General features: G+C 70.9%; 21 protein-coding genes and 1 tRNA gene. 18 read left to right on the top strand and 4 right to left on the bottom strand.

Annotated features, from left to right (window positions below):
* The first annotated feature begins 254 nt into the window (after nucleotides 1-254).
* The 13 genes from ABZ098_RS25805 (at nucleotide 255) to ABZ098_RS25745 (ending at nucleotide 11,301) form a co-directional block, all read left to right on the top strand.
* The gene (locus ABZ098_RS25805) at nucleotides 255-518 is read left to right on the top strand and encodes a DUF6284 family protein (RefSeq protein ID WP_356594903.1); all 264 of its coding nucleotides are present in this window, start codon (nucleotides 255-257) and stop codon (nucleotides 516-518) included.
* Nucleotides 515-805 (top strand): DUF6303 family protein, encoded by a 291-nt coding sequence (locus tag ABZ098_RS25800; protein WP_356594901.1) that lies wholly within the window; start codon nucleotides 515-517, stop codon nucleotides 803-805. Before ABZ098_RS25805 ends, ABZ098_RS25800 begins: the two co-directional genes overlap by 4 nt.
* Entirely contained in the window at nucleotides 802-1,809 is a 1,008-nt protein-coding gene (locus ABZ098_RS25795) for a DUF2637 domain-containing protein (RefSeq protein ID WP_356595059.1), read from the top strand. Before ABZ098_RS25800 ends, ABZ098_RS25795 begins: the two co-directional genes overlap by 4 nt.
* Entirely contained in the window at nucleotides 1,809-2,192 is a 384-nt protein-coding gene (locus tag ABZ098_RS25790; RefSeq protein WP_356594899.1) for an RRQRL motif-containing zinc-binding protein, read from the top strand. The genes ABZ098_RS25795 and ABZ098_RS25790 overlap by 1 nt, the downstream gene beginning before the upstream one ends.
* A 27-nt stretch (nucleotides 2,193-2,219) precedes the next feature.
* Nucleotides 2,220-2,525, top strand: coding sequence for a hypothetical protein (locus ABZ098_RS25785; RefSeq protein ID WP_356594897.1), 306 nt, complete (start codon nucleotides 2,220-2,222; stop codon nucleotides 2,523-2,525).
* 88 nt (nucleotides 2,526-2,613) lie between these two features.
* Nucleotides 2,614-4,182, top strand: coding sequence for a hypothetical protein (locus ABZ098_RS25780; RefSeq protein ID WP_356594895.1), 1,569 nt, complete (start codon nucleotides 2,614-2,616; stop codon nucleotides 4,180-4,182).
* A gap of 1 nt (nucleotide 4,183) precedes the next feature.
* Nucleotides 4,184-6,283, top strand: a complete 2,100-nt coding sequence (locus ABZ098_RS25775) for a hypothetical protein (RefSeq protein ID WP_356594893.1) — start codon at nucleotides 4,184-4,186, stop codon at nucleotides 6,281-6,283.
* Nucleotides 6,284-6,515: 232 nt separating this feature from the next.
* Nucleotides 6,516-6,818, top strand: a complete 303-nt coding sequence (locus ABZ098_RS25770) for a hypothetical protein (protein ID WP_356594891.1) — start codon at nucleotides 6,516-6,518, stop codon at nucleotides 6,816-6,818.
* Nucleotides 6,819-6,908: 90 nt separating this feature from the next.
* Nucleotides 6,909-7,817: a bifunctional DNA primase/polymerase gene (locus tag ABZ098_RS25765; protein WP_356594889.1), complete on the top strand. Its 909-nt coding sequence runs from the start codon at nucleotides 6,909-6,911 to the stop codon at nucleotides 7,815-7,817.
* 77 nt (nucleotides 7,818-7,894) lie between these two features.
* Nucleotides 7,895-8,236 carry a hypothetical protein gene (locus ABZ098_RS25760; protein WP_356594887.1) on the top strand — a complete coding sequence of 114 codons (342 nt, stop codon included), beginning with the start codon at nucleotides 7,895-7,897 and terminating at the stop codon, nucleotides 8,234-8,236.
* A complete protein-coding gene (locus ABZ098_RS25755; RefSeq protein WP_356594885.1) occupies nucleotides 8,233-9,480 on the top strand; it encodes a DUF3631 domain-containing protein in 1,248 nt (415 codons plus the stop codon). Before ABZ098_RS25760 ends, ABZ098_RS25755 begins: the two co-directional genes overlap by 4 nt.
* A 157-nt stretch (nucleotides 9,481-9,637) precedes the next feature.
* Nucleotides 9,638-9,826, top strand: a complete 189-nt coding sequence (locus tag ABZ098_RS25750; RefSeq protein ID WP_356594883.1) for a helix-turn-helix domain-containing protein — start codon at nucleotides 9,638-9,640, stop codon at nucleotides 9,824-9,826.
* A gap of 59 nt (nucleotides 9,827-9,885) precedes the next feature.
* Complete coding sequence (locus tag ABZ098_RS25745) at nucleotides 9,886-11,301, top strand: tyrosine-type recombinase/integrase (protein WP_356594881.1); 1,416 nt, start codon at nucleotides 9,886-9,888, stop codon at nucleotides 11,299-11,301.
* A 138-nt stretch (nucleotides 11,302-11,439) separates the two neighbouring features.
* Here the strand turns inward: ABZ098_RS25745 and ABZ098_RS25740 are convergent.
* Together ABZ098_RS25740 and ABZ098_RS25735 are read right to left on the bottom strand one after the other, a co-directional pair.
* Nucleotides 11,440-11,524, bottom strand: a tRNA-Ser gene (locus tag ABZ098_RS25740).
* Nucleotides 11,525-11,586: 62 nt separating this feature from the next.
* Nucleotides 11,587-13,068 (bottom strand): trypsin-like peptidase domain-containing protein, encoded by a 1,482-nt coding sequence (locus ABZ098_RS25735; RefSeq protein WP_356594879.1) that lies wholly within the window; start codon nucleotides 13,066-13,068, stop codon nucleotides 11,587-11,589.
* A 268-nt stretch (nucleotides 13,069-13,336) separates the two neighbouring features.
* Between ABZ098_RS25735 and ABZ098_RS25730 the strand changes: the two genes are divergently transcribed.
* The 3 genes from ABZ098_RS25730 to ABZ098_RS25720 all read left to right on the top strand — a co-directional run bounded on the left by ABZ098_RS25730 (nucleotide 13,337) and on the right by ABZ098_RS25720 (nucleotide 15,970).
* Nucleotides 13,337-14,164 carry a glycerophosphodiester phosphodiesterase gene (locus ABZ098_RS25730; RefSeq protein ID WP_356594877.1) on the top strand — a complete coding sequence of 276 codons (828 nt, stop codon included), beginning with the start codon at nucleotides 13,337-13,339 and terminating at the stop codon, nucleotides 14,162-14,164.
* A gap of 58 nt (nucleotides 14,165-14,222) precedes the next feature.
* Nucleotides 14,223-14,858: an ATP-binding protein gene (locus tag ABZ098_RS25725; RefSeq protein WP_356594875.1), complete on the top strand. Its 636-nt coding sequence runs from the start codon at nucleotides 14,223-14,225 to the stop codon at nucleotides 14,856-14,858.
* A gap of 122 nt (nucleotides 14,859-14,980) precedes the next feature.
* The gene (locus ABZ098_RS25720; RefSeq protein WP_356594874.1) at nucleotides 14,981-15,970 is read left to right on the top strand and encodes a DUF5926 family protein; all 990 of its coding nucleotides are present in this window, start codon (nucleotides 14,981-14,983) and stop codon (nucleotides 15,968-15,970) included.
* Nucleotides 15,971-16,215: 245 nt separating this feature from the next.
* On the opposite strand, the gene ABZ098_RS25715 is transcribed toward ABZ098_RS25720, so the two are convergent.
* Nucleotides 16,216-16,875, bottom strand: coding sequence for a hypothetical protein (locus ABZ098_RS25715; protein WP_356594872.1), 660 nt, complete (start codon nucleotides 16,873-16,875; stop codon nucleotides 16,216-16,218).
* A 55-nt stretch (nucleotides 16,876-16,930) separates the two neighbouring features.
* Nucleotides 16,931-17,596 carry a bifunctional DNA primase/polymerase gene (locus ABZ098_RS25710; RefSeq protein WP_356594870.1) on the bottom strand — a complete coding sequence of 222 codons (666 nt, stop codon included), beginning with the start codon at nucleotides 17,594-17,596 and terminating at the stop codon, nucleotides 16,931-16,933.
* A gap of 455 nt (nucleotides 17,597-18,051) precedes the next feature.
* Between ABZ098_RS25710 and ABZ098_RS25705 the strand changes: the two genes are divergently transcribed.
* On the top strand, nucleotides 18,052-19,572 hold the full coding sequence (locus ABZ098_RS25705; protein ID WP_356594866.1) for a PP2C family protein-serine/threonine phosphatase: 1,521 nt from the start codon (nucleotides 18,052-18,054) through the stop codon (nucleotides 19,570-19,572).
* 82 nt (nucleotides 19,573-19,654) lie between these two features.
* Nucleotides 19,655-21,118, top strand: coding sequence for an aminopeptidase P family protein (locus ABZ098_RS25700; RefSeq protein ID WP_356594864.1), 1,464 nt, complete (start codon nucleotides 19,655-19,657; stop codon nucleotides 21,116-21,118).
* Nucleotides 21,119-21,132 lie beyond the last annotated feature (14 nt).

The raw sequence follows: 21,132 nt of genomic DNA, 5'->3' as shown, positions 1-21,132 counted from the left end.
CCGACGACATACCAAGGCGTCGCCGCGATGGACCGGCCAGCGGCGCCCTCCTTCTTCCGGTCCGCCCTGGCTTCGCAGCGCCTGACGCTGCGGCCGGCTGCCTCTCCCGGCCGTACCTCGCTCCGCGCTTGCGGCCGGGGGACGGACGGGAGCGCGGGGAGCCGGATCTTCCGACTTCAACAGCGTGAGCCCCCGGAGGTGCAACTCCGGGGGCTCTGTTCGGGCCGTTCACCTTCTGAGAGGACCACGACCCAATGGACCACATCGTCACTGTTCAGGAAGCTGTTACCGCGTTCGCCGACTGGAACGAGCCGACGGATGCGGAGCTGGACGCGATCGAGACCGAGATGCCGGGCATCCTCGCGGACATCGACCTGCTGGACGCGCACATCGCCGCCCTCGACCGCACCCCGAGCGAGCTGGACAAGCGGCGCATCCGCCGGGCCCGCCGCCGGGCGCTGGCTGCGCGGGTGGAGCTGATCAACCACACGGTCGCGGCGTCGGAGGTCGGGGCATGACGACCCAGACGTTCACGGCGCAGATGTCCGTGTCCAGGGGTCGGTGGCGCGTGTACGTGGTGTTGCTGAACACCACCGACGCGTGGCCGGAGTTCAGCTTCGACCGAGCGTTGCCGGTGCCGACGTTCATGGAGCGTACGGAGGCGCTCAGCGTGCTCGGCTTCGAGCCGGTACCGGGCGCTGAGTGGCGGTGGACCGAGGATAGCGACGACCCCGACAACCCTGCCTCGCCGGTCGTGCTGATCGCCGCGGTGCAGGTGCGTTCATGGACGGGGGCGCTCTCGTGAACGCCGTTCAGATCCGTTCAGCCGAGCGCGCTCTGTCCGTCGGCACGTGGCTGATAGTGGCGGGCGCGATGCTGTATTCGATCCTCACCGTCACCCCGCTCGCCGCCGCCCATACCCCCGACAAGTGGAAGTGGACCGCGCCGATCCTGCCCCTGGTGGTGGATGCCGCGGTGGTGATCGTGGTCCGCCTCGATGCGGTGCTGGCCCGGCTCGGAGGCCACGGCGGGAAGTGGCCGGTCGTGCTGCGCTGGATGACCGGCTGCATGACGCTCGCCCTCAACGTCGCCGACTCCGCGCTGCACAACGACCTGGTCGGGGTGGCTGTGCATGCGGTCGCGCCGCTGCTGCTGATCGTCACCGCGGAAACCGGGCTCGCCTACCGGCGGGCGATCGCCGCCGCCGTGACCGAGCTGGAGACACGGGAGCAGGCACGGCGCGAAGCCCGCGAGCGGGCGATCGCCGAGCAGCGAGAGGCTGCCGCGCGACTGGCCCGTGAGGAGCGCGAGCATGCCGCGCTGCTGGCGCGTGAACAGCGTGAACACGAAGCCCGCCTGGTCCGCGAGCAGGCCGAGCGTGAGGAAGCCGCCCGCCGCGAGGAACGCGAGCAGGCCGCGGCCCGTGAGCTGGCTGAGCGGGAGGCGCGTGAACGCGCTGAGCGCGAGCGTGAACAGCAGGCGCGGGAGCGTGAACGCCGTGAGCGCGAGGCCGCTGTACGGGCCGAGCAGGAGCGGGCCGCGCGGGCGGAGCGTGAACGCCGTGAACAGGCTGAGCGTCAGGCCCGTGCCGAGCGTGAACGCGCCGCCCTGCTGGCCGCCGGACCCGCTGTCGAGAAGCTCCCCGAGGAGCAGGCGCGCGCCACCGTGCAGGCCGCGTTCGAAGCAGGACTCGCGGTGCGGGCGGCTGCCGAGCTGTGCGGCTGGTCGGTCGGGTGGGTGTCCACCCGCTACCAGGAGTTCCGCGACGCCGGCCACCCCGTGTTCGAGGCTGACGGGGCGATGCTCTGATGGCGACCGCCTACGCGAAGTGCTTCGACCCGAACGGGGCCCGCTTCGGCATACCGACCTACCCGTGGCGCATGGCCCCGGACGGCTACGCCACCCGCCGCCAGCTGCGCGCGCAGGGCTTACGGCCCGGCGGACAGCCGATCGCGGCTCAGGTCATACGCATCAACCGCCGCCGGGGCACGCCCCGGGTGGCTTTCCTTTACCGCGAGGACCTGGCCAAGCCGGTCCGCCCGATGACCTCGCGCAAGTGGGGCGCGCTCGCGCTGGCGATGCTCGCCCGGCGCACCTGCCCCCGCTGCCAGCTGGACGTCGGTTACTGCATCCCCACCTCGCACGGCATCTGTGGCCTGTGCCTGGTCGCTGAGGAACAGCGCGCCGCCTGAACACCCCACCCATGCAAGGGAGTTTGCGTGAAAACCACACGTCACCGCGCCCTCACCGCGGGCGCCGCCGCTGTCAGTGCGGCTCTGGCCGTCGCGATCGGCGTGCGGCTGTCCGCCTACGGCGTGCCCCTCGCGCTGCTGCTGGCCTGCTGCCTGTCCTGCCTGGCCACCTTCTCCAGCCTGCTGTTCCGCGTGATCGCCGCGTGGTCGACGACAACGCACCGCTGCACGCGGCCCGGCTGCGACTTCCGCGTCAGCCTCGCCCACACGGACGCCGCGGAGAGCCGCAAGTGGCAGGAGATCGCCGCGCAGCACCCGCACCGCAGCCACTGACCTGGCGCAACCCCCGAATTCAGCAGGCCCGGCCGCATGCCTCCTACAGCCCGGCCGGGCCCTACTCCCGTGAAGGAGTGCTCACAGCATGACGGAACTCAGCACCGAGCCGGTAGTAGCCCCGGCTCCCCCGACCGCACCGCCCCCGCCTCCCGACACGTCGCCGGCCAAGGCGCAGGAGGAGGTGGAGCACACGCCGGGCGGCTGGCCCATTGTCCCGCTCGCCCTGTCCGGGGCGAACAGCACGGTGGGAGCGGTCGCAGCCGCCTCGCTGGCCGGCGGGCCGATCGCCGCGGCCGTGGCCGCTACCGGCATGGTGGTGCTCGGCACGGTCGCCGCCGCCCGCTCCCGCAAGCCCAACTCCCGCCGCGAGGCGCGCCGTTCCGCGGCTCGCGCTGCCGGCCGTTCTGCCGCCCGCAGTGCTGGCCTGCGCAGTGGCGGAGCAGGCACCCGCCGCAGCTCCGGAAGCTCCGGAAGTCGTTCGGGCGGCTCGCGTGCCGGTCGCTCGGGTGGCGGGTTGGGCAAGGTGCCCGGCCAGCACCGCCGCACCACCGGCACCGCGACCAGCCGAAAGACGCTGGGCAAGAGCGGTCACGGCGCGTCCAAGCACCCGGCAGCCCGCACCGCGGGGAAGGCTGCGGGCCGGGTCGGGCAGGTCAAGGCGTTGCGGGCCGCGCAGAAGGCTGCGGCTGGTTCGCGGTCTGGGCAGCGGGCGCAGACCGCCAGCGCGCGGCGTGCGGTCGCCGACGCGCGCCGCAACGCCAAAGCCGTCGCCGGCAACACACGGCTCGGCAAGCGTTCTGGTCTGGCGGGGCGGCTGATGGGCGGCGCCGTCCGCAACGCGCGGGCCGCGCGGGATGCGGCGATCGCCAAGCAGCGCACCAAGCGCGACGCCAAGAATGGCGGCACCGTCGCGACGCAGCGCGCCGCCATCCGCAAAGCCCCGGCCTGGGCAGCGGCGCGCAAGGCGCTGCGCAAGTCCGCGGCCCGCTTCCACGGCCGCCGCCTGCTCGCCGCGCTGCTCGCGCTGCCGGTCGGCCTGCTGGGCTGCCTCTCCACGTGGCTCGGCCGAAAGCTCAACCTCCTCGCCCTCATCCACCCCGGCCGGCGCCTGTACCGGTGCATGGTGCACAGCGCGGGCGAGCAGCGCGCCGCGCGTGACGAGGAAGCCCGCAAGACCCTGCGCGAGCAGGAGGCCGCCGCCGATGCGGAGGCAGCCAAGGACGGCACGGAAGGCATCGCGGACAGCGTCGAACGCCCCGCGGCCACGGTTCCCACCAGCACGTTCCCCGAGGTGAGTGAAGGAGAGCATGTGTCCGGTTTCCAGTTCGAAGAGGCCGCTGCCGAGATGGAGCAGGCCGCCAACCAGTACGACCCCGAGAACGCCATGGAGATCCTCGCCATGGTCGAGGGACTGCCTGCCGCGCTGACCAGCGTGGCGAACGTGATGAAGATCCTCGCGGAGCGCTCCGACAGTGAGTTTCCGCTGGAGAAGGAGGTTGCGGACGGCTTCAACGACATCTTCGGCGCCGTGATGAGCGCGGTTGCGGTTGCGGAGGACATGGGGCCGCTGTTCCGGCAGGCACACGAGCAGGACATCGCCCGCCACGAGGACCCCCGCAACGGCACCGAGGCTGAGAAGGGTTGGAACGTCTGAGATGAGCAGCACCGCCACCGCCAAACAGCAGAGCAGTGGCCCGGTGCTGGACTGGGCGGCCGGTCACGGACCCGTGACCGGCGCCCTGTCCGCCACCACCGGAGCCTTCGCCGTCGCCACCACCGGCGCCGCGACCCACATGCCCCCCGGCTGGGCCCTCGCGGTCGGCGCCGCCGGCGCCCTGGGCCACACGGTCGTGGGCCTGAGGGTTCGTAACGCCGGCCGCACCCTGGCCACCCGCGCCGCCTCCTGGCTCATCGGGGCGGGCTGGACCACCTGGGCCATGACGAACGGGCCGCTGACCTGGGCCGCGCTCGGCTCGCTGGCCACCATCGGCGTGGGCATCGGCGCCGCCGCACGATCTTCCGCGCTGTTCGAGGAGGCGCGCGAGGAGGAAGCCCTCGCCGTCGAGCAGCGGCAGGTCGCAGCCGAGTTGTCCGCGGAACGCCGCGCGATCGCCACCGAGTGGGCGGAGCGTATCCAGCGGGTGTGCTCCATCACCGTGCGCGTGCTGGGGGTGGAGATGTGGGAGACCGGCGCCGGGTTCTCTATCGATGCCGAACTCCCGCATGGGGGAGCGACCTGGAACAAGATTGCTGCCGAGTCGCCGCGGCTGTCCGCTGACGCGCGGCTGCCGCACGGCTGCACCGCCACCGCCTCCCCCGGCATCCACCAGGGCCGCGTCATCATCGACGTGACCACGGTGAACGTCCTGGAAGAGGAGCGCACGTACCCGGCGGACTACGGCGTTCTGTCCCTGCACACGGGCATCCCGTGGGGGTACCGGACGAACGCTCAGCAGATCCTGGCCTACCTGCGGGAACAGTGCGCGCTGGTGGTCGGGCCGACCGGTTCGGGCAAGACGAACATGGTGCACGCGATCCTCGCCGGGTTCGCGCGTGCTGAGGACGTGCTGACGTGGGTGATCGACCTCAACGCCGGATCGGCCGGCCTGCCCTGGATACTGCCCGCACTGAACGGGAACATCGTGCGGGAGGACGGTCAGCCGGTCCGGCCCGGCATTGACTGGTTGGCCGGCACGTTCGACGAGGCCGTGACCATGCTGGACACCGCGGTGCGCGTGGCCAAGCAGCGCAAGATGGGCTACCAGGACCTGCTGTCCAAGGCCAACACCGACCTGCTGCCGATCAGCCCGCGGATTCCTCAGATCATGATCGTGATCGACGAGGGTGCGGAGATCCTGGCCAGCTCGGACCGGCAGATGCGCAAGCTCGCGGAAAAGATCCTGGAGGTCATCCGGATCGCCCGTGCCATGGGCGTGCGCACCGTGCTCACCGCACTGGGTGCGACCGGCAGCGTGCTGGGCAACCTGATGATCCGCCGCGAGGCCAAGGTGCGCGTCGCGCTGACCGGCGGTGAGACCGAGGGCATGGACCTGGGCAAGATGTTCCCCGGCTCCCGCGGCCTGCGCGTAGATCAAGCCCCCTACAAGGGCGCCGGGTTCATGGGCACCCCCGAATCCCCGGCCGCACTGTTCAAAGCGTGGCGGATCCTCCCGAACCAGATCCGGGACATCATCGCCGCCACCTCCGACCGACACCCGCTCCTGGACGACGTGTCCGCCAAGGCCGCCGGGCCCGCCTACACACGGCGCTGGGACAGTGAGCGAATCGCGTGGATGCGCGACCAGGTCGTGCCGGATGTGGCCGACGACGTGCCGACCGGCGGGGCGGGAACGGGACTGCGGCTGTCGGCCCTGAACCCGCGGCCGGAGTCGCCGGAGGAGGAATTGGCGCGCCGGTTCCGCGAGGAGATCGACGCCCAGTTCGCCACCGCCCCCGACCCGAACGCCCCGGGCGGCGACACCCCGCCGCCCTCCGGAGGGGGGTTGAACCTATCGGCGCTGCGGGGCGAGCAGGACAGCCCCGCGCAACAGGCCGCGCTCGCCGCGCTACTCGCCGCCGGGCCCGAGGGCACCGGAGCATCCGCGATCGCCCGCGCCCTCGCTGACGCGTACGGCACGACCCGTCAGACCGTCGTCGGCTGGCTGAAAACGTGGGTGGCGGACGGCACCGCCGTCCGGGTCGGAGAGGGCACCAAAGCCCGCTACGTCCACCGCTCCCACGCCCCCGGCAACTGATCACTTGTCGCTTGTCGCCCCTGTTTTCCAACATGCCGTCTGCCGGGGTCTGGGAGCCCTGAAACGGCTTGTGAGCTGGGAGGCGACAAGCGACAAGACAAGACAAGCGACAAGCCAGACGACAAGCCGCACGACAAGACAGGCGACAAGCACAACGCCATCACGCAACCCGCCGCACGGGCCCGAGCCACCTGTTGGCGCGGGCCCGCGGCACACCCCGAGGGAGCCGCAAATGAGCCAGCACACCCCGCCCGGCCAGATGGCCCCGCACATCCCCGCCGACGCCTACCACCGCGCACAGGCGACCGGACAGCCCGTCGTGTTCGTCACCCACGACACCACCGCGGCCTTCCCCTGGCAGCGCCTGCTCATCCCGTTCGCGATCGCCGGCGCCGCCGCGCTCGGCACCTGGGGAGTGGTCGCCGCCCTGTGCTGGCTCATGGACGTCGCCGCCCACACCGCCACCGTCATCGCCGGCGCGGCCGGACCGATCGGCGCCGGTGGCATCACGCTCAAGCTCTTTTCGAAGAAGTAGCTACGCCAAGGGCGGCCCCTCCATCTCGCCAAAGAAGCGGGGCCGCCCTTGTCCAGCCAGAACCCATCAAAGGAACTGGAGACATCCAGCATGACCCATGACACCCGCTCCGCGCTGCTCTGCGCGGCGCTGGAAGCCGCACAACGCGCCTGGCCCGTCATCCTGCTGCACCCCCACGACAAGCGGCCCGCCGGTCACGCGGAGAAGTATTGCCCGCACACCGGCCGCTGCGTCGACGGGCACAAGACCCCCGAGCAGCGCGCCACCACCGACACCGAACTGCTCACCGCCGCATGGGCCCAACGGCCCTACAACGTCGGCATCGCCACCGGACCCGCCGGACTACTGGTCGTCGACCTGGACACGCTCAAGCCCGAAGATCCGAAAGGAACGCCTGACGGCGCCACTTCCTTTCAAGCGCTCTGCGAGCGCGCCGGGCAGACCGTCCCCGGCACCTACCGGTTGCGGACTGCGCGCGGCGGCGAGCATCTGTATTTCACCCAACCCCCTGGCGCCCGGCTGCACAACACGGCTGGACGGCTCGCGAAGAAGATCGACACCCGAGGGTGGGGCGGGTACGTCGTCGCTGCCGGCAGCGTCACCGCGAACGGCACGTACGAGATCCTGGACGACCGGCCCCCGGCCGTGCTGCCTGACTGGCTGCACGAGTTGCTCAAGCCGCGCCCCCGGCTCCCGCACGGCGGCACCATCGCGGTGACGACCCAGGCGAGCGGGTATGCCGCGGCAGCTTTGCGGGGCGAGGTGACCAACGTGGCCACGGCCGCGGCGGGCACCCGCAACGCCACCCTGCTGCGGGCCGCGCGGGCACTGGGTCGGCTGATCACGTCCGGCGACCTGGACCGGTCGGAGGTTGAGGAGGCTCTTAGTAGGGCGGCATCGGGCAACGCCACACAGTCCCAGCGCTACTACGACGACGTCATCACGCGCGGTCTGGACTGGTCCATCGCCCACAACACCCCTGGTGGAAGGGCGGCATGACCAGCCCCCCGCCTACTAAGAGCCTCACCCGCCACGGCGGAGCGCCAGCCGCTCCACAGCCTGTGGACCATCCGAGCGTGTGCGTGCCGAAGGTCGCCGCCCGCAAGGGCGTCCCTTCTGCTCTTCGCTCTGAGAAGTTCCGCAGCGACCAGGCCCGCCACAGCACCCCCGACCCCACCCCGGAGCAGCCCGGCATCCGCATCTACGCCCCACCGGTCTACCGGCATCACTGGGACGGTGCCCGCTGGTCCACCCGCCCCGGGGACACCCCCAACGCCGTCTACGCCTGCGCCTGCGGGCATGCCGGCACCGCCAATGGGGCGCCGAACGTGGCCGCGCTCGCAGCCGAGTACGCCGCCCACAAATCCGCCTGCACCGGGACGCCCGCAACTCTGCCCGAAAGGAGGGCCGCCGCATGACCGACACCATCGACGGGGCCGCTCTGCTGGACGAGGTGGAAGCCTTCCACCGCCGCTTCAACATCTTCCCCACCGAACACGCCTACGTCGCCGTCGCGTTGTGGGACGCGCACGCGCACCTGATCGACGCGCTCGACGGCACCGCCCGCATCGCGTTCCTCAGCCCCGAGCCGGGCTCCGGGAAGTCGCGGGCACTGGAGATCATCGAGACCCTCACCCCGCGGTCCGCGACCACCGTCAACGCCTCCGCCAACGCCCTGTTCCGGCTGGTCGCGGCCGATGCGGGAACGCCGACGCTGCTTTTCGACGAGATCGACACCGTCTTCGGGCCCAAGGCCGGCGGAAACGAGGAAGTGCGCGGGTTCCTCAACTCCGGTTACCGGCGCGGCGCCAAGTCCCTGCGCTGCGTCGGCGAGGGCTCCGAGCAAAAGGCAGGGTTCTTCCCGTCGTTCTGCGCGGTCGCCATGGCCGGACTCGGCTCGCTGCCCGACACGATCCTGACCCGGTCGGTCATCATCCGCATGCGCAAGAAGGCGCCCAACGAGAAGTGCGAGCCCTACCGGCGCCGCATTCACGAGAAGCAGGGACACGTCCTGCGTGACCGGCTCGCAAAGTGGACCGCGACCATTCACGACGAGATCGCCGCCGCCTGGCCCGAGATGCCCGAGGGCGTCACGGACCGGCCGGCCGACGTGTGGGAGCCCCTGCTCGCGGTCGCCGACGCAGCAGGAGGGCATTGGCCCGAGCGGGCCCGCGCCGCCTGCGTCGCGCTCATCAAGGCCGCATCCGAGGGCGACCAGGCCTCCCTCGGGGTCAAGCTGCTCACGGACCTGCGCGACCGCGTGTTCTGCGGCGTGGACCGCATGCCCACCGCCGCCATCCTGGAAGTTCTCCTCCAGCTCGACGACGCCCCCTGGTCCGACCTGAGCGAGGACGGACAGAGCAGCAAGCCCTTGACCGCACGCGCCCTGTCCAAGCTACTGAGCCAGTACGTGCGCCCCGACAACAGTCCGATCAAGCCCCGCGGGATCCGCGTCGGTGCGACGACCCCCAAGGGCTACTACGCGGAGGACCTCAGCGACGCCTGGGCCCGCTACTGCCCCCCTCCCCCCGGAGAATCCGCAACATCCGCCACATCCGCAACACCGCAGGTCAACGGGGGTGAACCTGTGGCGGAAGACGCTTCCGGGAGCCGCCACATGCACGCGGAAACCGACACACGCCAACTCCGCATCGCCGGCTGACCAGCCGAACCCGAAGCTGCCGCCGCGCGCTCCGCGTGGCGGCAGCTATCCGCAACACAAACGGCATCCGCCACACATTCAAGCCGCTGACCTGCAATGTTGCGGCGTGGCGGATGTTGCGGATCCCCCAGAAGGCCCGAGACGAGGAGTCGCAACGATGGCTCGCCCCGAAAAGCTCAAGCTCTCCGAAGTCCTCACTGAGATCAAGATGAGCCGCGCCGCCTTCTACCGCATGCGTGCTCGCGGCCAAGCCCCCCGCATCCACAAGCTTCCCAATGGCCAACTCCGCGTCAACCGCACAGACCTCGACGCGTGGTGGGAGAGCTGCGGGCAGCGCGCCGCGTAAATCCGATCGCTTCACCGGGCCCGTGCCCAGCACGGGCCCCTCGTTCTGTCTGGAGAGAGATGCTCACGTACGACGTCGATATCTGGTCTATCCGCAAGCGTGCTGGCCGACCGAAACCCTGGGAACTGCGTTGGCGAGTTGGAGAGCGTCCCCACTCCCGAAGTTTCAAGCTCAAGCCACAGGCTGAGGGGCGCCGGTCCGAGTTGATGACCGCTCTGCGTGACCACCAGCAGTTTGACGAAGAAACGGGGTTGCCCGCGAGTGAGCTGCGGGCTCGTACCTCCCCCTCCTGGTACGAGCACGTCACCGGATACGTACTGATGAAGTGGCCGCGGGCCGCGGCGAAGCACCGGGCGAGCATCGCTGAATCGCTCGCTGTGGTGACTCCTGTGCTCGTAACCACCAGGCGGGGCGCACCCCCCGCCGCGGTACTACGCACCGCTCTGTACCAATGGGCGTTCCGAGCCGTCCGTGACGCCGATGGGACCTGGGTTTCGCGTTACGTCGTTGAGGAGCCGCCCGCCGACGTTCGAGCGGCTCTGGAGTGGATCGCTGCTCATTCCATCAAGGTCAGAGACTTGGAGGATCCTGCGCTTCTACGTCCAGCCTTGGAGGCTCTGTCGCTCCGTATGGACGGAGGCAAGGCTGCCGAGAACACTGCCCGGCGGAAGCGCATGGTGCTGAGCAACGTACTGCGATACACGGTTGAGGAGAAAGGCTTGCTCACGGCGAACCCTCTCCCCCGCGTGGACTGGACGCCAGCCGAGAGCGACGACGAAATCGACTTCCGGTACGTGCCAGGCCCGGACGTGGCCCGCGCCTTGCTCGGTGCTGTCCGCGACTCCGGACCTCGCGGAAAGCACTTGCACGCCTTCTTCGGGTGCCTCTACTACGCAGCCATGCGACCTGGTGAAATCGTCGCGCTCAAGGAGTCGGACTGCACCTTGCCACCCAACGGACCGGAGTCCGTGAAGGAGTGGGGCGAACTGCTTCTCGGAGAGAGCCGTCCCGAGGTTGGGGGCGGCTGGACCGACGAAGGCACCTCTTACGAGAAGCGCGGCCTCAAGCGGCGCAGGAGCGGCGCAACGCGCACCGTTCCGATCCCTCCGGTTCTCGTGCATCTGCTCCGAGAGCACATCGCTCGATACGGCACGGCCGATGACGGCAGACTGTTCCGGGCGGCACGGGGCGGACGCGTCGCGTCCACCGAGTACTGCGATCTCTGGGAGAGAGCCAGGAAGACGGTGCTCACTCCGAGTGAGGTGAAGTCCAGTCTTGCTGCGGTGCCTTACTCGCTCAGGCACGCGGGAGTATCGCTCTGGATCAAGTCGGGTGTGGACCCCGCGGAGGTCGCCGCGCGCGCCGGCCACAGCATCGCCGTGCTGTACCGCTTCTACGCGAAGATCCTCAAAGGAGGCCAGCAACACTCCAACAGTTTGATCTCCCGCGCGCTCGACGACGGGGAACAGCCCTGATCCTGGCCCACAGATGGCCCATACGCACTGGTCAAAGCTGGGATACGGGCGAGAAAGGGTGAGACAGGCTGAACGCAGAAGGGGTGCCTCTCCGGAGAGTGGCACCCCTTCTGACCTGCAAGCTTCTGACCTGCGAAGCGGTGGGTGTGGGATTTGAACCCACGGTGACTCGCGCCACGACGGTTTTCAAGACCGTTCCCTTAGGCCGCTCGGGCAACCCACCCCGCGCCACTGATGATCGTGGCGCGGGGACCAGAGTAACGGGTCGGGGCGGGCGCGTGCGGGTCAGCTGTCGCCCGTGCGGGAGCCCAGGGTGAGATCGACCGTGTGGGTCTTGCCGTCGCGCTCGTAGGTGATCTCGACCTTGTCGCCGGGCTTGTGGGTCCAGATCTCGCCGATCAGGGTGGGGCCGGAGTCGATGACGTGGTCGTCCAGCTTGGTGATGACGTCGCCGGGCTTGAGGCCGGCCTTGGCGGCGGGGCCGCCCGGCTCGACCGGGGCGGAGCCGCCCGCCGCGGCCTCGGTGGTGATCTTCGCGCCGCCCGTGGAGTCCTCCAGGGAGACGGACGCGCCGATCTTGGCGTAGACCGGCTTGCCGGTCTTGATGAGCTGCTGGGCGACGTACTTGGCCTGGTTGATCGGGATGGCGAAGCCGAGGCCGATCGAGCCGGACTGGCTGGTGCCGCCGAGGCCGCCGCTGCTGGTGGACTGGATCGCGGAGTTGATGCCGATCACGTTGCCCTGCGCGTCGAGGAGGGGGCCTCCCGAGTTGCCCGGGTTGATCGACGCGTCCGTCTGGAGCGCGCTCATGTAGGAGGCGTTGCTGCCGCTGCCGTCGCTGGAGGCCACCGGGCGGTTCTTCGCGCTGATGATGCCCGTCGTGACGGTGTTCGACAGGCCGAAGGGGGCGCCGATGGCGATGGTGGAGTCGCCGACCGCCACCTGGTCGGAGTTGCCGAGGGTGAGCGGCTTGAGGTCGCCCGGCGCGTTCTTGAGCTTGATGACCGCCACGTCGTAGCCCTGCGCGTGGCCGACCACCTCGGCGTCGTACTTCTTGCCGTTCGGGAAGGTGGCGGTCAGCTTGCCGCCGTCGACCGCGTCGGCGACCACGTGGTTGTTGGTGACGATGTGGCCCTGGGTGTCGAAGACGAACCCGGTTCCGGTGCCGCCCTCGCCGTTGGTGGACTCGGCCTCGATGGTGACCGTGCTGGGCAGGGCCTTCTGCGCCACGCCCGCGACGGTGCCGGCGTCCCGCTTGACGCTGCCGCCGCTGTCGGAGGCGGACAGGGTCGTCGAGGAGCCGTTGTCGTTGTTCTTCGCCAGGGTGTAGCCGAGACCGCCGCCGAGGCCGCCGGCGACCAGCGCGGCCACCAGGATCGCGGCGACGAGACCACCGCGGCCGTTCTTCGGCTTCGGAGCGGGCTGCTGGTAGCCCGCGCCCCAGACACCCGTCGGACCGGCGCCGCCCGCACCGCCGTCGGCGTACGAGGGCGTGCCGGGAGTCTGCGGGACCTGCGGCGGCGGCCAGGCGCCCTCGGGGCCGCCCGCGCCACCGTGCCGCTGCCCCTCCGCCGAGGCGTACGCCGGAGCCGGTCCCGCGTGCACGAGTTCCGGGTTCTGGGCGGGGCCGGCGGGGTGTGGCGGGATCGGGGTGGTGGGGGCGCCCGCGTCGGGGGCCTGGGGTGCCGAAGCCGCGGGAGCGTCCACCGGCACGGGGGGTGCAGACGGGGCGGGGGGTACCGCGGTGCCCTCGTTCTCGGTGCTCACAGCTTCTCTCCTCGGTCCACGGCTGTCGATTGTCGGTCGCACTCGGTCACGCTCGGCCGTGCCGCTCTCGTGTCCGGCGTGCGTCAGCTGTGCATGTCCTTTTGTATGCCGTCAGCTTTTCCCACGGGCCGTCAGGGCACCATAAGCGGTGCCTGTGGGTCTACGGCTGCTCTTTATATAGGCCATGCAAGACAAATGAGGCGCAAACCGTACGCCTCTGGATACCTCCGTTCGCACGCGTACCCCCGAGCGGTGGCACCATGACGCGGTGACCCACGCACGGCAGCAGCTGACTCAAGTCGTCGCCCACCGCGGAGCCTCGGAAGACGCTCCCGAGCACACCCTCGCCGCGTACCGGAAAGCGATCGAGGACGGTGCGGACGCCCTCGAATGCGATGTACGCCTCACGGCCGACGGTCATCTCGTGTGCGTCCACGACCGACGGGTCAACCGTACGTCCAACGGCCGCGGAGCGGTCTCGGCCCTGGAACTCGCCGACCTCGCCGCCCTGGACTTCGGCTCGCGCAGGACACGCGAGTTCTGGCGCACCCGCGACGAGGAGCCGGACTGGGTGTTCCGGCCCGAGGACCGGGAGGACACCTCCGTGCTCACTCTGGAGCGGCTGCTCGAACTCGTCGCGGACGCGGGGCGGCGGGTGGAGATGGCCATCGAGACCAAGCACCCCACGCGCTGGGCGGGCCAGGTCGAGGAGCGGCTGCTGGAGCTCCTGAAGCGGTTCGGCCTGGACGCGCCCGCCTCGGCCGCGGAGTCGCCGATCAGGGTCATGAGTTTCTCGGCCCGGTCGCTGCATCGCGTGCGTGCCGCCTCGCCGACCCTGCCGACGGTCTATCTGCTCCAGTTCGTCTCGCCCCGGCTGCGGGACGGACGGCTGCCCGCGGGGGTGCGGATCGCGGGTCCCTCGATCCGGATCGTGCGCAACCACCCCGGTTACATCGAGCGCCTGAAGCGGGCGGGCCACCAGGTGCACGTGTGGACCGTGAACGAACCCGAGGACGTGGACCTCTGCGTCGAGCTGGGCGTCGACGCCATCATCACCAACCGGCCCCGCGCGGTGCTCGACCGACTCGGCCGCTGACGTCCCCTCCGTCACAGGGTGTGCCCCGGCGCGTTCGGTGCGTGTTCGAGCGTGGCGAATGCGTCGGCGGAGCGGGATTGGCCGGTTTCCGGTACAGGCCAATGGGGCATCCACACCGTGGCGTGGGGCGAAGGAGGTCTCGGGGGTGGCGTTGGTGGTGGCACAGGAGGTGCCCACGTCGTCGAGCATGGCCGTACCCCATGGCCCTGCGGGCGTGGGGGAAGCGAGACACCGTATGCGCGTGCAGCTGCGCAGGGGTGGCGTGGCGGAATCGGTCATCGACGACGCCGTACTGATTCTTTCCGAACTCTTGAGCAACGCGTGCAAACACGGCCGACCGCTGGGCGACGCCCTGGCCGGTGACGGTGACGTCCGCGCCGCCTGGCGGGTGGACGCGGGCGGCAGGCTCACGGTCGAGGTGACGGACGGCGGTGGGCCCACCCGCCCGGCTCCGGCCACGCCCTCGGTCACCGCGCACGGCGGCCGCGGGCTCAACATCATCACCGCGCTGGCCGACGACTGGGGCGTCAGGGACGACGCCCGGGGCGAGGTCACGGTCTGGGTGGTCGTCCACGCGGACGTCCACGACCGGGACGCCGGCCGCCGCCGCGACGACTTCGCGACGCGTGTCGTGGCCCCGTCGGTCGCGATACCCGACCTGGACTTCTCGGACGCGTACGACGATCTCGGCTGAGGGGATCCGGGCCGGGCGTCCGGGCAGGACACCCCGGGGTTGTCCACAGGCTCCCGTCGGCCAAGTCGCGAGCGGCTAGGCTCGCGCCGTACGAGACGAGCCGTAACCGGGAGACAGCCACGATGGCCAAGAAGCGACCTCAGACGAAGGCGAAGCGCCCGCAGATCACGGATGGCGCCCGCGCCGCAGGCGCTGATGGTCAGATTCCGGTCGTCGGCGCCCGCGAACCCTGCCCGTGCGGAAGCGGCCGCCGCTACAAGGCCTGCCACGGCCGGGCCGCCGCGCAGGCCGCGACCGAGCTGGTGCACCGCCCGTTCGAAGGTCTCGCGGGCGAGGGCGACTGGGTGGCCCTGCGCGAGCTGGTCCCCGCCGCCACGGTCGAGCTGACCCTCAAGAGCGGCCTCCCCGAGGGCGTCCCGTCGGTCACGCTGGCCACGGTCCTGCCGATGGCCTGGCCCGCCCTGCGCCGCGACGACGGCTCGGTGCTGCTCGGTCTGCAGAACGACACGGCGTCGGGCGACATCAGCCGCGATCTCGCCGACACCCTCCAGCGCGCTCTCACGGCGGCTCCCGGCACCCCGGTCGAGGGCCGGCGCGCCCCCGCCGACGGTCCGCGGCTGCAGGATCTGCTCGATCCCGAAGGCGCGTTCGAGCCAGTTGTGCACGAGGGCTTCGAGTTCTGGGTGCCCGACGCGGAGAACGCCACGCCCGAGGTGACCGCCTCCCTGGAGAGGGCCAACGCCGCGGCCATCCCGACCGTCCGGCTGACCGGTGTCGACGCCGCCTACTGGTGCGAGACGCCGGACAAGAACCACCTGCGCTGGGTGATGCCGCACCCCGAGGAGCAACTTCTGGACGCGCTGGCGCGGCTGCACGCGGCCGGGAGGTCGAGCCTCGGCGAGGGCACCCGGCTCGTCGGTTCCTTCCGCGCCCACGGCCTCACCGTCCCGGTCTGGGACCTGCCGAGCGGGGTCACCGCGGAGGACGTCGAGAAGCCGGCCGCCGAGTTCGGCGAGCGGCTCGCGGGCGCTCTGGCCACGGACGCACCGCTGACCGCCGACGAGCGCCGCGCCCGTGGCGGCCTCACCAACCGTCAGGTCACGCTGAGTTGACGAAACGGGTGCGGCTGACCGGCCGGTCAGCCGCACCGAACCTTCACGGAACGGCCGCCGCCGCTCACAACTCCCGCCGGGAGAAGGCGAATCGGTGTCCGAATAAGCCAGGGAGCGTCGCGGTCGAATTTGCGAACGGCGGATCTCTTGTTACCGTTCGAGTAGCCCGGTTGCTGGTGCATCCCCCGTCGCCAGCAACCGGGTCTTTCTGTGTCCGGGGCAGCTTTACGGAACGCCGCCGCGCGTCAACTGCCCGTGTACTGCCCGGAGTTGCTCCCGACCCGCAGCAGCAGCGGCCCGCTGCCCCGCCGGGCGAACTCCGCGACCGCCGTGTAGTCGGCCGGTGCCCCCTGGATGCGCTCCCGGGGCGTCTCGCAACTGTCCGGCTCGTCCCCGGCGCCGACCGCGCAGCGCAGCTCCACCGTGCGTCCGCCGGGTCCCATGAAGCTGAGCGCGGCGTCCAGCACGGCGCCGGTCGCGTTGCGGTAGTAGGTCCGCGCCCACGTCTGCTCGCCCTGCGTGAGCACACAGGTCTGCGCCTCGACGCCGTCGGGGGAGGTCAGCTCGGGACCGCAGCGCGCGGCGGTGGCCAGGCCCACGCCGAGCAGCAGCGGGGAGCGGCCGGGGCCGGCGAGTGGCGCCTTGCGGTCATCGGCCGCGGACGGTCGTACGGCCAAGGACGCTACGGACGGCCGTACAGCGGAAGACACGGCTGAAGGAGGTACGGCGGGCAAAGTCGTGGAAGGACGCACGAGATCGCGTACGACCGTGCGGCCTGCGTCGCCCACCTGTCCCGCGGAGGCCACGGCCAGCGGCAGCCCTACCGCGCCCACCACGGCAGCCGACAGGGCAAGCAGACGAATCCCTCGGGGGTCTGGGGGTCGTCCCCCGGAATGTCGCGGCATGAAGCGGACGATAACGACCGGACGCGGACAGCCGGTCCGCCCGCGCCCGACACCCCTACAACTCGGGTGCGCTCACACCCGTACGAGTGAGGGCCTCGACCACGGCGTCCACCACGGCCTCGACATCGGGCACCCAGGGGGAGGCCGAGCCGGGCAGCGGAGCCCGCTCCCAGGTGATGTCGCCCTGGCCGGTCTCGGACGGGGGCAGGGCGAGGTAGCCGCCCTCGCCGTGGAAGCGGAGGGAGCCGGGGACGTGGTCCTGGGCGTACAGCAGTTCGCCCAACTGCTCCAGGGAGTACGGCTTGACCAGGATCGCCCAGCGGGTCGGCGAGGCGACCACCGGGCCGAGGCGCATGCCCTGGGCGTCGAGCGCGGCCAGGGCGCGGGCGGCCGGGAGGGCCGGCAGGCTGACCGCGCAGGGGGCGCTGCCACCGGTGGCCAGGACGATCGGCGCGGCCGGGCGGTTGGTCCACCACCAGCGCACCATGCGCTCGTCCGTGGTGGCCGCGAGCAGGCCCGGGTCGAAGGGGTGGGCGCCGGGGACCGTGCACTCCGGGTCGGGGCATCCGCAGCGGGCCCGGCCCTCCGGGTCCGGGGCCACACCCGGGAGTACGGGCCACTGCCATTCCGTCGCGAAGGTCAGGGCCGCGCTGAACAATTCAGGCCTTCCGTCGCTGCGCTGGGACAGGAGCCTGCGTCGCCTTCCGAGGATCTCGCGCATGAGCGCTCGTTCCTTTCCGTTGCACCGCTGGCAACACCGTGGACCACATCACACCATGTGTCGATCACTTCACTGTGCGTACCTGTTGGCGCATCACACCCTTGTCCGAGACAAGGGGAACCCCATACTGCGTCGTCTATCAAAAGCATGGGCGTGGCGGGGGGTGGCGAAGTCTGGCGTTTTGCCGTCCCGCGTATTTCTCTCCGCCTCCGCCACGGGAGGATGGGGCTCGATCGTCGGTGGCTAAGACGCCCGGGTCGGTCACCAGGTTCCGGGTGACTGTCCAGCACCCCTGGTCCTTACCGAGTACGTACCCATCACGACCGCTGTGACGCTCTGTGGAGCAAGGCCAGTCGACCTCAATACACCGTAACCCGAAGCAGTTTTTAGCCAAGTTTACCCACCAACCCACTCTCCACCGGTTGCCCACGGACACCAGGAATCCCGGCAGGACAATGCTGGACATCCCCTCACGAGTGCGTGTACATGTGGAGACACTGCTAGCGGCGCAGAATGACATGGGGGTTTGCGATGCTTTTGAGCAATACGCACCGGTCGGAAAGCCGGACGCCATGAACGCCCCTCACCCTCCGAAAGTGGCTGGAATCGATTCAACGGTTCCCGCACCCGCACACACTGTCGCGCCCGCGCCAGCCGCCCCGGGCACCCCTGCGGTCCCCGCGCCGCACGCACCCGGCGCCCTGCTCCAGGACCGTCTCGCCGGCTGGGTCTCCGACCTGACGACCCTCCACGAACTCACCGAACGCCTCGCCCGCACGGACGCGCTGTCCGAAGCCCTCCAGGAACTCCTGCGCGCCGGCGCCGCCCTCGTGGGAGCCCGGCGCGGACTCGTCGTCCTCGAACCGGACGACCGTCTCGGCCCCGACACCACCATCGGCCTCGGTCTCGCCCGCGCCGACCTCGGGCACATCGAGACCGTGCCGCGCAGCGCGATGTCGTACGGCCGACTCCTCGACACAGCGGCCGGACTGCCGGGCGGTGAGGGCGAGATCGCCCAGCCCGACCTGCTCGCCGAGGACGGCCTCGACCCGCGTCACCGCGAGGTGGCCGCCCGCCTCGGCTACGCGGCCTGCTACGCCCTCCCCCTGTCCACCGCGGACGCCGGCCGCCTCGGGGCCGCCGTGTGGCTCTACGACGAGCCCGCCGAACCGTCCGAGCGCCAACGCCACCTCGCCGGCCTGTACGTCCGCCACGCCACCGAGCACCTGGCCCGGCTCGTCGAGGTCGAGCGCACGCGCGCGTGCATGGCGACGATGGCCGAGGAGCTGCTGCCGTCCCGGCTCCCCCGCGTCGCCGGGGTCCGGCTCGCCGTGCGCCGCCGCACCGGCCCGCGCGGCGGCGGCGACTGGTACGACGCACTGCCGCTGCCGGACGCGGCGCTGGGTCTCGCCGTCGGTTCGGTCACCGGCAGCGGCCCGAGCGCGATCGCCGCGATGGGTCGCCTCAGAGCCTCCCTCAGGGCGTACGCCGTGATGGAGGGCGAGGACCCGGTCGCGGTCCTGTCCGACCTGGAGCTGTTGCTCCGGCTGACCGAGCCGGCCCGCTCCGCCACCGCCCTGTTCGCCTACTGCGAGCCCGCGCTGCGCAAGATCACGCTGGCCGGTGCCGGGCACTGCCCGCCGCTGCTGATCGGCGAGCGGCGCACCGACTACGTGGAGACGTCCGTGTCCGCGCCGCTCGGCATGCTCGCCTGCTGGGAGGCGCCGAGCGTGGAGGTGTGCGCGGAGCCGGGAGAGACGGTTCTGCTGTACACCGACGGGCTGCTGCACCGCACCGGCGACCCCACCGACCGCGCCTTCGCGCGCCTGCACGCGGCGGCGGCCGGGGTGCCGAAGGCGCTGCGCGGTGACCCCGAAGCCGTCGCCGACCACGTGCTGCGGACCGTGCTGCCGGACGGGCTGGACGAGGCGGACTCCGAGGAGGACGTGGTGCTACTCGCGGCTCACTTCGAGTAGCGGGGTGTAACAGGCCCTTCGGCCCTGGGCCCCCTTCCGCACGACCGTACGATGGACGGGGTCCAGTGCCGTTCCAAGGAGGATGACCGTGTCCGACGAACTCACCCCGGAGACCCCGGAAGAGTCGGAAGAGCCGATCAAGAAGCGGAAGAACGGCCTGTACCCGGGCGTCTCCGACAAGCTGGCCGAGAGCATGAAGTCCGGCTGGGCCGACACGGAACTGCACGGCCTGGAGCCGATCGCGCAGGCCGCCGAGACCGCGGCCCGCCGCGCGGCGCTCTCCGCCCGTTTCCCCGGCGAGCGGCTGGTGATCCCCGCGGGCAACCTCAAGACCCGCTCCAACGACACCGAGTACCCCTTCCGGGCCTCCGTCGAATACGCCTACCTCACCGGCAACCAGACCGAGGACGGCGTACTCGTCCTGGAACCCGCCCCCGGCGGCCACACCGCGACGCTGTACCTGCTGCCGCGTTCCGACCGTGAGAACGGCGAGTTCTGGCTGTCGGGACAGGGTGAGCTGTGGGTCGGGCGGCGGCACTCGCTGACCGAGTCCGAGAAGCTGTACGGCGTCCCCGTCTCCGATGTGCGCGAGCTCGCCGACGCGCTGCGCGAGGCCACCGGCCCGGTACGGGTCGTGCGGGGCTACGACGCCGGCATCGAGGCCGCGCTGACCGACAAGGTCACCGCCGAGCGGGACGAGGAGCTGCGGGTCTTCCTGTCCGAGGCGCGGCTCGTCAAGGACGAGTTCGAGATCGGGGAGCTCCAGAAGGCCGTCGACTCGACGGTGCGGGGCTTCGAGGACGTCGTGAAGGTCCTCGACAAGGCCGAGGCCACCTCGGAGCGCTACATCGAGGGCACGTTCTTCCTCCGCGCGCGCGTCGAGGGCAACGACGTCGGCTACGGCACGATCGCCGCGGCCGGACCGCACGCCTGCACGCTGCACTGGGTGCGCAACGACGGGCCGGTGCGCTCCGGTGACCTCCTGCTCCTCGACGCGGGCGTCGAGACGCACACGTACTACACCGCCGACGTGACCCGGACGCTGCCGGTCAACGGCCGGTTCAGCGAGATCCAGAAGAAGATCTACGACGCCGTGTACGACGCCCAGGAGGCCGGGATCGCGGCCGTGAAGCCGGGTGCCAAGTACCGGGACTTCCATGACGCGGCCCAGCGGGTGCTGGCCGAGCGGATCGTGGAGTGGGGTCTGGTCGAGGGCCCGGTGGAGCGGGTGCTGGAGCTGGGGCTCCAACGGCGCTGGACGCTGCACGGGACCGGACACATGCTGGGCATGGACGTCCACGACTGCGCTGCCGCGCGGGTGGAGTCGTACGTGGACGGGGTCCTCGAGGCGGGGATGGTGCTGACGGTCGAGCCCGGTCTGTACTTCCAGGCCGATGACCTGACCGTGCCCGAGGAGTACCGGGGCATCGGGGTGCGGATCGAGGACGACATCCTGGTGACCGCCGACGGGAACCGGAACCTGTCGGACGGGCTTCCCCGGCGGTCCGAAGAGGTCGAGGCGTGGATGGCGGGTCTCAAGGGCTGAGTCACCGGTCGGGG

The organism is Streptomyces sp. NPDC006335 (genome assembly GCF_040612795.1).
Taxonomy (GTDB): Bacteria; Actinomycetota; Actinomycetes; order Streptomycetales; family Streptomycetaceae; genus Streptomyces.
The sequence above is the reverse complement of the archived record's forward strand: the minus strand, read 5'-3'. Positions and strand labels throughout refer to the sequence as shown.